This is a genomic window from Nocardia farcinica, assembly GCF_029867845.1.
Lineage (GTDB): Bacteria > Actinomycetota > Actinomycetes > Mycobacteriales > Mycobacteriaceae > Nocardia > Nocardia farcinica_A.
In genome coordinates this window covers 1-11,021 of the sequence record NZ_JARWRU010001179.1, presented here as the reverse complement: position 1 = coordinate 11,021, position 11,021 = coordinate 1, and the positions used below count along the sequence as shown (strand labels likewise).

The 11,021-nt window shown below is 70.9% G+C and carries 9 protein-coding genes, 1 tRNA gene and 1 pseudogene; 6 read left to right on the top strand and 5 right to left on the bottom strand.

The window, feature by feature from the left end; translation table 11 throughout:
* Nucleotides 1–484, top strand: a pseudogene (locus QH283_RS26310) (DUF58 domain-containing protein); the annotation flags it as partial.
* A gap of 17 nt (nt 485–501) precedes the next feature.
* Here the strand turns inward: QH283_RS26310 and QH283_RS26305 are convergent.
* On the bottom strand, nt 502–1,275 hold the full coding sequence (locus QH283_RS26305) for an RDD family protein (protein ID WP_280505623.1): 774 nt from the start codon (nt 1,273–1,275) through the stop codon (nt 502–504).
* Nucleotides 1,276–1,319: 44 nt separating this feature from the next.
* On the opposite strand from QH283_RS26305, the gene QH283_RS26300 reads away from it, so the two are divergent.
* Entirely contained in the window at nt 1,320–2,336 is a 1,017-nt protein-coding gene (locus QH283_RS26300) for a stage II sporulation protein M (RefSeq protein ID WP_280505622.1), read from the top strand.
* 649 nt (nt 2,337–2,985) lie between these two features.
* Here the strand turns inward: QH283_RS26300 and QH283_RS26295 are convergent.
* Nucleotides 2,986–5,142 (bottom strand): MMPL family transporter, encoded by a 2,157-nt coding sequence (locus QH283_RS26295; protein ID WP_280505621.1) that lies wholly within the window; start codon nt 5,140–5,142, stop codon nt 2,986–2,988.
* Nucleotides 5,143–5,233: 91 nt separating this feature from the next.
* Here QH283_RS26295 and QH283_RS26290 point away from each other — a divergent pair, with 91 nt between their 5' ends.
* A complete protein-coding gene (locus QH283_RS26290) occupies nt 5,234–5,878 on the top strand; it encodes a TetR/AcrR family transcriptional regulator (RefSeq protein ID WP_280505620.1) in 645 nt (214 codons plus the stop codon).
* Nucleotides 5,879–5,909: 31 nt separating this feature from the next.
* On the opposite strand, the gene QH283_RS26285 is transcribed toward QH283_RS26290, so the two are convergent.
* The 3 genes from QH283_RS26285 to QH283_RS26275 all read right to left on the bottom strand — a co-directional run bounded on the left by QH283_RS26285 (nt 5,910) and on the right by QH283_RS26275 (nt 7,877).
* Complete coding sequence (locus QH283_RS26285; protein ID WP_280505619.1) at nt 5,910–6,677, bottom strand: SDR family NAD(P)-dependent oxidoreductase; 768 nt, start codon at nt 6,675–6,677, stop codon at nt 5,910–5,912.
* Between the two features lie 26 nt (nt 6,678–6,703).
* Nucleotides 6,704–7,681, bottom strand: a complete 978-nt coding sequence (locus QH283_RS26280) for an exodeoxyribonuclease III (RefSeq protein ID WP_280505618.1) — start codon at nt 7,679–7,681, stop codon at nt 6,704–6,706.
* A gap of 113 nt (nt 7,682–7,794) precedes the next feature.
* Nucleotides 7,795–7,877 (bottom strand) — tRNA-Leu (locus tag QH283_RS26275).
* A gap of 263 nt (nt 7,878–8,140) precedes the next feature.
* Between QH283_RS26275 and QH283_RS26270 the strand changes: the two genes are divergently transcribed.
* From QH283_RS26270 to QH283_RS26260, 3 genes are all read left to right on the top strand, one after another.
* A complete protein-coding gene (locus QH283_RS26270; protein WP_280505617.1) occupies nt 8,141–9,628 on the top strand; it encodes a DUF3662 and FHA domain-containing protein in 1,488 nt (495 codons plus the stop codon).
* 158 nt (nt 9,629–9,786) lie between these two features.
* On the top strand, nt 9,787–10,254 hold the full coding sequence (locus QH283_RS26265; RefSeq protein ID WP_280505616.1) for an FHA domain-containing protein FhaB/FipA: 468 nt from the start codon (nt 9,787–9,789) through the stop codon (nt 10,252–10,254).
* A partial coding sequence (locus QH283_RS26260; RefSeq protein WP_280505615.1) for a PP2C family protein-serine/threonine phosphatase occupies nt 10,251–11,021 on the top strand: 771 nt, incomplete at its 3' end. The genes QH283_RS26265 and QH283_RS26260, both read left to right, overlap by 4 nt.

The following is an 11,021-nucleotide window of genomic DNA, read 5'->3' as shown; positions in this document are numbered from 1 at the left end:
CCCCGCCTTTTTTTCACCCCCCCCGGGGGCCGGGGGGGGCGGCGCGCGCGCCCCGCGGCTGCAACCGCAGCTCATGCACGCGATGGCGGGCATCGTCCCGACCCTGACCGACACCGACTGCGCCGGTCTGGTGCGCGCGGTGCTGGAGCGAGCGCGGCGGCGCTGCCTCGTGGTGCTCTTCACCGGCCTCGACGCCGCCGTGGTGGAGGAGAATCTGCTGCCGGTGCTGCCGGTGCTCGCCCACCGCCACCGCGTGCTCGTGGTCTCGGTGACCGATCCCGATCTGGCCGCGGCCGCCGCGGGGCGCGACGGCTTCGCCCAGCTGTGCCTGGCCGCGGCCGCCGAGACCGCTGTCGCCGAGCGGGAGCTGGTGCGCGAGTCCCTGCGGCGCAGCGGGATCGCGGTGGTCGCGGCCGCGCCGGACCGGGTGCCCGGCGCGCTGGCCGACGAGTACCTCGAGCTCAAGCGGTCCGGTTCGCTGTGAACGGGCGAGCCCGGCGCTCAGCGCGTGCGCACCAGGCCGGGGCCGCTCGGGGTCAACGCGCGCCGCTGCCGTTCGGCCAGGATCGCGCCGAGGATCTGCACCGGCGGGAACTGCCGGGGCCGTGCGACCGCTAGCCGGGCGCACACCGCGTCGGCGAGCCGGTGGCCGAGCTCGTCGGTGGCCTGCGGGGTCAGGGTGGGCAACCGGGTGAGGTACTGGCGCACCGCGAGGCCGAGATCCTCGCCGATGGCGGTCAGGTCCAGGCGCGCGGCCCATTCGGCCAGCCAGGGCGGGGTGCGGGCCAGCGCCGGCGCGGGCAGCGGGGCGTCGGCGTGCACCACCACGGTGCCCGCGAGCACGTCGCCGACCCGGCGGGCCGAGGGCGAGCACAGCGAGGTGAGCACCGCGATGGCGCCGAAGCCGCCGAAGATCCAGAAATCGACGATGGCGCCGGTGAGGCCGCGGGTCATGGCGTGACGGAAGTCGATGGGACCGCCGTCGGCGCGCAGCACCCGCAGGCCGAGCGCGGCCTTGCCCAGGGTGCGCCCGCGCAGCAGGGTCTCGCAGGCGACCGGATAACCGACCAGGACCGTCACCATCGCGACGACGAGGGCCGCGTCGACCCAGGCCTGGTCCGCGCTGCTGCCCCACAGCGCGCCGAGGCCGACGAGCAGCAGGAAGGCGAGCGTCAGCTGCACGAGCAGGTCGAGCAGGAACGCCGCGGCCCTGGTGGGGATGCGCGCGATCGGCAGTTCGAGGGCGACCGCCTCGCCGGTGGTGAATTCGGCCATCTCGTCAGCATTCTTTCGACCGGCGGCAGCGGGAGGCAACCGACATGGACGTAGACGCATACAGTTACGCACATCGGGCGTCCTGGTTTCGACTCGACCAGCTGGCCCGCAAGCGCAAACTCACCGGGCCCGAGGCCGACGAGCTGCTCGTGCTCTACCGGCGCACCTCCCAGCAGCTGGCCCGCCTGCAGGCGCACACCCCCGACCCGCAGCTGATCGCGGGCCTGAGCGCGATCCTGACCAGGGCGCGGGTGCGGGTGGCGGGCACAAGGACCGATTCCGCCGCCCAGATCGTCCGGTTCTTCACCCACACCTTTCCCGCGGCGGTGTACCGGGCGTGGCCGTGGTGGGTCGCGGTGGCGGCGAGCTTCCTGGCGGTGGCGGCCGGACTCGGCACCTGGGTGTCCGGCTCGGGCCGGGCCAGGAAGCTGTTCGGCATCCCGGACGACCACAGCATGCTGACCGCGCCGGGCGGCGCCTTCGAGACCTACTACACCGAACACCCCAACGACGCCTTCGCCGCACAGGTGTGGACGAACAACTCCTGGGTCTCGGCGATCGCGTTGTTCACCGGTGTGCTGATCCTGCCCGCGGTGTACCTGCTGTTCATGAACGCGCTGAACGTCGGCGTGAGCGGCGGCCTGATGGCCGACGCGGGCAGGCTGGACGCCTTCTTCGGCTTCATCCTCCCGCACGGCATGCTGGAGTTGACCGCGGTCTTCGTGGCGGGCGGCGCGGGACTCCAGCTGGGCTGGACGCTGGTCGACCCGGGCAGGCGGAGCAGGCTGGAGGCGCTGGCGCGGCAGGGCAGGGCGACCGCGACGGTGGCGCTCGGCCTGGTGGCGGTGCTGTTCGTCTCCGGCCTGCTTGAGGGTTATGTGACGCCGAGCACCCTGCCGACCCCGGTGCGGCTGGCCATCGGCTTCGCGGCCGAGGCGGTGTTCCTCGCCTACGTCTTCGTGCTCGGGAAGCGGGCGGCGGAGGCCGACGGGAGCAGGCAGGAGTTCCTGGGTGACGGGCAGATGAACGGACAGCCAACGGCGAGCACACCGGGCCTGTGAGCTACCGAGGGAATAAACAGCAACCGCTTCCTGCGAATTGCGGTGCGAGCTCCCCCATTTGAGTTCCGCTGGCCGCAGCGAGTCCAGCTCAGCTGCGGCCAGCGTTGCCGTCGACTCTACACAATCGTTACCCCCGCGCAACCCCATGTCCGCCCGGGTGGACCGTTCCGATTACGCTCCAGTTACCCCCGGGGAGTACACCTTCCGACCATCGGTCAGCTAACGGCCAGCGCCCGCGGCCCGCGCCGCCTCCGCCCGCCGGACGCACGGTTGAACGCTCATGCGGATGCTCCAGCGGATGCACTTTCCATAGATCCGTCCACGGAATCTGATGGTTAACCTGTGCGGCTCGGATATTTCGGTATGCGATACACAGGCCCTCCACCTGGCGATTTACGACCAACAGCTCAGTAGCTGAAAGTTTCAACCTACAAAAAATACTTTCAGTTTGTTTATGAGCGGAATCGCCGACTCGCATACTGTTCGATCGCATTCTTGCGACTTCCGAGCGCGCAGTCCCGAAGGTAACCAGATCCCCGATTCCGCACTCGCCCCCCGGCCGCCGTGATCGCTTTCAGCAGCGCGCACGCAACCGGAGACCGAAACTGTGATCTTCGCCTCATCCGAACTCCGACAAGGGGTTTCGCGGTCAGGCCTCCGCCAGACCGACCCTGGCGTGCACCAGGCGCAACGGCCTCGGCGCGTACCAGGCGGCCCGGCCGAGCAGGCGCATGGTGACCGGCACCAGCACCCCGCGCACCAGGGTGGCGTCGATGAGGATGGCCAGCCCGGCGCCGAGACCGAAGAACTGGATGAACCGCACGTCGCTGGTGACGAAGGCCAGGAAGCTGATCGAGATCAGCGCCGCCGCCGTGGTGACCAGCCTGCCGGTGCGGGCCACGCCCTCGACCACGGCCGTCTCGTTGTCGGCCCCGCCGTCGTGCAGCTCCTTGATCCGGCTGACCACGAACACCTCGTAGTCCATGGACAGCCCGAAGGTGATGCAGAACAACAGCAGCAGCATCGACACGTCCAGCGAGGCGGGGGTGAAACCGAGCGGGCCGGACAGGAAACCCTCCTGGAAGACCAGCACCATCAGCCCCAGCGTGGCCGCCAGGCTCAGCGCGTTCGACGCCAGCGCCCGCAGCGGCTGCACCACGCTGCCGGTGAACAGGAACAACAACACGAAGGTGGTCAGCACGATCCAGCCCAGCGCCACCGGGAGCCGGGAGCCGATGGCTGTGAGGCTGTCCCGCAGTTCCGCGGCGTCACCGCCGACCAGGACCGTGACGCCCGCGGGCGCCTGCACCTCGCGCACCCGGTCAACCAGCGCCCTCGCCTCGGCCGAGTCGCGGTCGAGTTCGGTGCGCACGTCCAGGCGCTGGGCGCCGGGCCGCGCGAAACGCAGATCGGCGGGAGAACTGGCGACCAGCGTGCCGCCGGCGAAGGTGCCCGCCGCCGAATCCACCGCACCGACCCGCTCGACCCGCGACAACGCGGCGGCGTACTCGGCCAGCGGCCCGGCGTCGAGGGCCGAGGGGATCACCACCGTCAGCGTGCCCTGCTCGCCGCCTGCGAACTCGGTGCGCATGGCGTCGCCCACCTGACGGGCCTCCACACTGGTCGGCAGTGCCCGGTCGTCCGGCGTGCCGAAACGCACCCCGGCCAGCGGCGCGGCGGCCAGCAACAGGATCAGCACCACCGGCAGGCCGGTCAGCAGCGGCCTGCGCATCGCGGTGCGCGCCACCCCGGCCCAGAACGGCGCCGCGTCACCGCGCAGGCCGCGCACGCCGGGCACCCGCAGCGCGTCGGATCGGTCGCCGAGCACGACCAGCAGGGCGGGCAGGGTGAGCACCGCCGCCAGCGCCGAGATCGCCACCACACCGATGCCCGCGTAGGCAAAGGAACGCAGGAAGTACTGCGGGAAGATCACCAGCGAGGACAGCGCGGCCACCACGGTCGCGGCGGAGAAGGCGATGGTGCGCCCCGAGGTGGCCACCGCGGCCACGACCGCGTCACCGGTGCTCGCGCCCCCGGCGCGGCGCTCCCGGAAGCGGCTGACCATCAGCAGGCCGTAGTCGACGGCGAGGCCGAGGCCGAGCGCGGTGGTCAGGTTGACCGCGTAGATCGAGACGTCGGTCAGCGAGCCGAGCACCGACAGCTCGGCGAAGGTGCCGAGGATGGCGATGCCGCCGGTGAGCAGCACCAGGGCCGCCGCGACCACATTGCCGAAGGCCAGCACCAGCAGCGTCAGGATGATCGGCACCGCGATCCCCTCGGCCATGCCGAGGTCCTTGCCGATCTGGGTGCTGATGGCGTGGAAGGTGGGCTCGAAGCCGCCCACCTGGACCAGCGCCACCGGTCCGTCGGCCCGGTAGTCCGCGATGATCTGCTCGGCCTCGTCGGTGGATCCCGGATCGGGGTCGCCCGCGAGGATCACCGCGGCCGCGCCGTCGGTGGCGCGCATGGCGGGCGCGCCGGTCTCCCAGTAGGACACGATGTCGGTCAGCCTCGGGTCGGCGGCGAGTTCGCGGGTCAGCTCGCGGCCGAACGCGGCCGTCTCGGGGCTGTCCACATCGCCGTCGACGGCGCGGACCAGGAACACGTAGTCGGTGCCCGCGCCGAAGTGCTCGGTCAGCGCGGCGGCGGCGCGGCTGGATTCGGCGTTCGGATCCTGCTGCCCGCCGGAGTCCATCTTGGCGAAGGCGCTGACGCCGAGTGCCGCGCCCGCGACCAGCGCGAGCACGCTGGCGACGAGTACCCAGCGAGCCCGCCGGACGATGAATCTGCCCAGGTTGTCGAACATCTGGTGCCCTTCCGATCGCACATGTTTACATGTGACAACTTTGCAGGCGTTAACTTGCCACCGAATGTGCACAGGTGTCAACATCAAAGGCGTGACGACCACCGCCAAAACCCGCCGCTATCACCACGGGGACCTGAGGAATGCCCTGGTCAGAGCCGCGGCCGAGTTGGCGGAGACCGGTGGTCCAGAGGCGGTGACAGTTCGCGCGGCGGCCCGGCGTGTCGGGGTGACCCCGACCGCCGCCTACCGGCACTTCACCAATCACGACGAACTGCTCGACGCGGCCCAGGAACAGGCGCAGCAGACGCTGTTCGCGGCCATGGGCGAGACGCTGGCCGGCCTGCCGCCGGACGCGGACGCGGTGGCACGGCTCTCGGCGATCGGGCGCGGCTACATCACCTTCGCCCGGCGCGAGCCGGGATTGTTCCGCACCGCGTTCTGCAATCGGGAGCCCAGCGGCCCCGAAGAATGGAACGCCCCCTCGTTCGTGCTGCTGTCGAGCCTGCTCGACGAGATGGTCGAGGCCGGTTTCACCGATCCGGCGCGCCGCGCGGACGCCGAGTACGCGGCCTGGGCCGCGGTGCACGGGATGGCCCTGCTGATCGTCGACGGCGCGCTGCGGCACCTGACGCCACAGCAGCACGAGGCCGCGATCGACCGGACCCTGGAGATGGTGCGCCACGGCCTCGGCACCGGCCCAAGGGCCGCCGCGCTACTGGCCGCGCGCGAACACTGAGCTCCGCCCCCGGCTCGGGAGCGGGCGGCTCTCACATGAGCGCGCCGCCGTCGACGCGGATCTCGCAGCCGGTCATGTAGCGGCCGTCGTCGGAGGCCACCATGGCGACCACGCCCGCGATGTCCTCCGGCGAGCCGAGCTTGCCGCCGTCGAGCCAGCCGACCTGACGGGCGAAGAGGCTGAAGTCGGCGCCGTCGGGCTGCTCCATGATCGACTTGGTGGTGATGCCGCTGGTGATGCCCGCCGGCACGATGTTGACCGCGCGCAGGCCGTCCTTGGCGTACTCCAGCGCGATGGCGTGGGTGAAGGCGTTCACGCCGCCCTTGGAGGCCGCGTAGGCGGCCAGATAGGGCGCGGCGCTGAAGGCCGAGGTGGACGACAGGTTCACCACCACGCCGTGCCCCGACTCGACCAGCGCGGGCAGCGCCGCCCGGGTGACCAGGAACGTGCCGGTGAGGTTGACGGTGATGACCTGGTTCCACGCCTCGAGCGGCATCTCGTGGGTCCGCGCGGGCTTGAGGATGCCCGCGGCGTTGACCAGCACGTCCAGGCCACCGAGATGCTCGACCGCCTCGGTGAGCGCGGCGCCGACCGACTCCGGCGCGGTGATGTCCACGCGGGTGGTGTGCAGGCGGCCCGCGTCCTCGCCCGCCTTGCCCTCGGTGGCCGCCAGCCCCTCGGTGTCGATGTCGGCGGCCACCAGCGTGGCCCCCTCGGCCAGCAGCCGCAGGGCGATGCCCTGTCCGATGCCGGAGCCCGCTCCGGTGACCAGGACGCGACGACCGTCGAATCTGCGCATGGGAGAAAACTAGAACAGGTTCTCGTTCAGGGCAACAGATCGGCGCGGACCGCCGCTGCCCGGCGCGGCGCGGACGGTGTCGGCAGGGCCGTCAGGTCGTAGTCGACCACCACGGGGGGGTGGTGGCTGATCCGGCAGTCCGGGGCCGGATCCCGGTCGGTGCCCGCGGTGCGGGCCGCCCGGGCGAGGGCGGGGGTGGCCAGGTGGTAGTCGATGCGCCAGCCGACGTCCGAGGCGAACGACTGCCCGAGCCAGGACCACCACGAGTACGGCCCCGCCACCCCGGGATGGCGGGCGCGCACCACGTCGACGAGCGTGCGCGGGGACAGGATCGAGTCGAACCAGGCCCGTTCCTCCGGCAGGAACCCCTCGGCCTGATTGCTGCGCCGCCAGTTGCGCACGTCCAGCCGGGTGTGCGCGATGTTCAGATCCCCCATCAGCAGCAGCTCCCGCCCCTGCGCCCGCGCCGCGCGCCTGGACCGGGCGAGCTGGCGGGCGAAGGCGTCGAGGAAGCGCATCTTGCGCTCGTAGCGCGCACCGCCGTCGGGCGCCTCCCGCATCCGCCCCGGCTTCTGCAGGTGCGCGGGCAGCCCGCCCTTGGGCAGGTAGAGCGAGGCGACGGTGATCGGCGCGTCCGCGAGATCGACCTCCACGTAGCGGCCCTGCCCGGCGAACTCGCGCAGCCCGCGCGCCAGCGGCACGGCCTCGGTGGGAACGGTGTCGAGATGGTCCTCGCCCGGCTCGCGCGACAGCACCGCGCCACTCCAGGTCCGCACGGCGGCGGGCGGCACCCTGGTCAGCACCGCGACCCCGTTGCGCCCCGGCACGTTCCCCTGCTCGTAGGCCAGGTGGTGATCACCGAACACGCCGTCCGGGACGGCCGCCGCCGGCGCCCGCACCTCCTGCAGGGCGACCACATCCGGCGCGCGATCGCGCAGCCACTTCTCGAACCCGCGCCGCTGCGCCGCCCGGATTCCGTTGATGTTGAAGGTCGCGATACGCACGACCGTCCAGTCTAGATTCGGCGGGACACCCGCATGTGGTGCTCGCCTGTGCGCGAACCGGTAGCGCGAATGAGGCCGGGAACTCGTGGAGTTCCCGGCCTCATTCGTCTGTGTGGGCGAAGGGGGACTTGAACCCCCACGTCCTTTCGGACACTGGCACCTGAAGCCAGCGCGTCTGCCATTCCGCCACTCGCCCGAGCGACTCGAAGACAGTAACACGCCGATCGACGCAATATGAAATCAGCAGGTCAGAGGCGGTTCTTCAACGCTGTGAGCGGGACGGATGCCGACCGGGGAACCCTGCGGAGTTGCCGAGAGTTACCGATGTAGCGAATCGGCCCGGCCGGTTCGCGGATATCATGCAGTGGACGTGGCCGTTCGACGACACGCCCGGTGCGTGCGTCGTTGTTATAGAGCTGGGAATGTCCGAAGGAAGACGCTCACCGAAGGGAGGCCGTGATGGGCATCGTCTCGCGATTCGAGCGTCGCCTGCAGGGCGCCGTCGGTGACGTGTTCGCCCGGGTCTTCGGGGGCAGCGTGGTGCCCCAGGAGGTTGAGGCGGCGCTGCAGCGCGAAGCCGCCGACAACGTGCAGGACGTCGGTGGCGGTCATCTGTTGGCGCCCAACAGTTATGTGATCACCATCAGCCCCGCCGACCACCAGCAACTGGACGCCGATCACGACCTCACCACCCGCGCGTTCGCCAAACATCTCCAGGACTACATCCGCGATCAAGGGTGGCAGACCTACGGCGAAGTACACGTGGCGTTCGAGGCATCACCTACGCTGCACACCGGACAGTTCAGGGTGAGCGGCCGCGTCGATCCCGACGTCGGTCGCCGGGGCTCCCCGGCCCCGCACCCGGAACCGACGCCACAACGAATCGCACACCCGCACCCAGGAGCTGGCCCCATGACGCAGAACTCTGGCTACGACCCGAGCCGTGAGCCCGCGGAGTCCGATCCACGTAATCGCGGGTACGCTCCGCCGCCCGCGGGTCGTCCCGCCGCAGGCCCGAACGGCTACCCCGACGAGTACGGCCGCGCGGGCGGATACGGCGCAGGCGCCGACTATCGCGCGCCGGAGTCCGGCCAGGGCTACGGCGACTACCAGAACGGCTACGACTACCAGCAGGGTGACTACCAGCAGGGTGACTACCAGCAGGGCGAGTACCAGCAGGGTGGCGCTCCCGGCTACGGCCAGCAGGGCGGTTACGGCCGCGGCTACGGCGAGCAGGGCTACGAGCAGCCCGGCTACGGCGGCGACCAGGGCTACGCCCAGGGTGGCGCGGCGCCCGGCTACGGCGATCCCGGCTACGGCCAGCCCGCAGGCGGCCCCCAGGGCTACGGCGACCAGGGCTACGGCCAGGGCGGCGGCTACGGCCAGCCCGCGGGCGGCCAGCAGGGCGGCTACGGCGACCAGGGTTACGCCGATCCGGGTTACGGCCAGCCGCAGCAGGCGGGCTACGGCCAGTCCGGCTACGCCGACCCCGGCTACCGCGAGCCCGGATACGGCGCCGAGGAGGCCGCGCCCGGCTACGGCGGCCAGGGGGCCGCGCCTGCTCCGGCCGCGGGCGGGGGCTACCCGCAACAGCCCGGCTACGGCCAGCAGCCCGGCTACGGCGCGCCCGGCTACGGCGGCGCCCCGGCCGCAGGCGCGGGTTACTCCGCCACGCTCCAGTTGGACGACGGCAGCGGCCGCACCTACCAGTTGCGTGAGGGCTCCAACATCATCGGGCGTGGTCAGGACGCGCATTTCCGGCTGCCCGACACCGGCGTCTCGCGCCGTCACATCGAGGTCCGCTGGGACGGCCAGACGGCCATGCTCTCCGATCTCGGTTCGACCAACGGCACTCTGGTGAACGGTTCACCGGTGCAGGACTGGCAACTCGCCGACGGCGACGTGATCCGGGCCGGACATTCGGAGATCCTGATCCGAATCGTGTGATCCCGTAAGCTCGCGGTCATCGAAATCGGCCGACACCCCTATGATGCTGCCTACGCGCGGCTCCGACCGGAGTCCCGCGGGAGGCAGTCGTGTGGGGGTCGGCCGATCCGCACCGATGGCACCGGAACATCCATGGTCGACGCAGGAGGTGGAAAGCCGTGCAGGGACTGATCCTGCAATTGACCCGCGCTGGCTTCCTGCTGTTGCTGTGGTTGTTCGTCTGGGCCGTGCTGCGGACTCTGCGCAGCGACATCTACGCGGCATCCGGCATTCGGATCCAGCCCAGGGCCGCACGCGGTTCCGCGGTGCTGCCATCCCTGCGTCGAGGCCAGAAGGGCGCCAAATATCTTGTGGTGACTCAAGGTTCACTCGCCGGCACCCGCATCACGCTCGGCACCCAGCCGGTGCTGATCGGTCGCGCGGACGACTCGACGCTGGTACTCACCGATGACTACGCCTCAACCAGGCACGCACGACTCTCGCCGCGGGGTGACGACTGGTACGTCGAGGATCTCGGCTCCACCAACGGCACCTATCTGGATCGCGCGAAAGTCACCACGCCCGTCCGTGTTCCGCTCGGCACTCCGGTCCGGGTCGGCAAGACAGTGATCGAGCTCCGACCGTGACACTTGTTCTCCGCTACGCAGCGCGCAGCGACCGCGGTCTCGTCCGAGGCAACAACGAGGATTCCGTCTACGCGGGCGCCCGTCTCCTCGCACTCGCCGACGGCATGGGCGGCCACGCGGCAGGCGAGGTCGCCTCGCAGCTGATGATCGCCGCGCTCGCCCATCTCGACGACGACGAACCAGGCGACGACCTGCTCGGCAAGCTCGACCGCGCGGTGCGCGAGGGCAATGCCGCCATCGCCGACCAGGTCGAGGAGGAGCCCGAACTCGACGGCATGGGCACCACGCTCACCGCCATCCTGTTCGCGGGCAAGAAACTCGGCCTCGCCCACATCGGCGACTCCCGCGCCTATCTGCTGCGCGGCGACGAGCTGAGCCAGATCACCCGCGACGACACCTTCGTGCAGTCGCTGGTCGACGAGGGCAGGATCACCGCCGAGCAGGCGCACACCCATCCGCAGCGCTCGCTGATCATGCGCGCGCTGACCGGCAACGAGATCGAGCCGACGCTGATCATGCGCGAGGCTCGCGCGGGCGATCGCTATCTGCTGTGCTCGGACGGGTTGTCGGATGTGGTGAGCGACGAGACCATCGCCAACACCATGCGTGAGGGCACCACCGACGAGTGCGCCGACCGGCTCATCGAGCTGGCGCTGCGCAGCGGCGGCCCCGACAACGTGACCGTCGTGGTCGCCGACGTGATCGACCTGGACTACGGCCAGAGCCACCCGATCGTGGCGGGCGCGGCCTCCGGCCAGGACGAGGAC

Coding starts and splice junctions, on each gene's coding strand:
- QH283_RS26305 (WP_280505623.1), bottom strand. CDS start 1,275: ATGGCCGAATTCACCACCGGCGAGGCGGTCGCCCTCGAACTGCCGATC.
- QH283_RS26270 (WP_280505617.1), top strand. CDS start 8,141: ATGGGCATCGTCTCGCGATTCGAGCGTCGCCTGCAGGGCGCCGTCGGT.
- QH283_RS26285 (WP_280505619.1), bottom strand. CDS start 6,677: ATGCGCAGATTCGACGGTCGTCGCGTCCTGGTCACCGGAGCGGGCTCC.
- QH283_RS26300 (WP_280505622.1), top strand. CDS start 1,320: ATGGACGTAGACGCATACAGTTACGCACATCGGGCGTCCTGGTTTCGA.
- QH283_RS26295 (WP_280505621.1), bottom strand. CDS start 5,142: ATGTTCGACAACCTGGGCAGATTCATCGTCCGGCGGGCTCGCTGGGTA.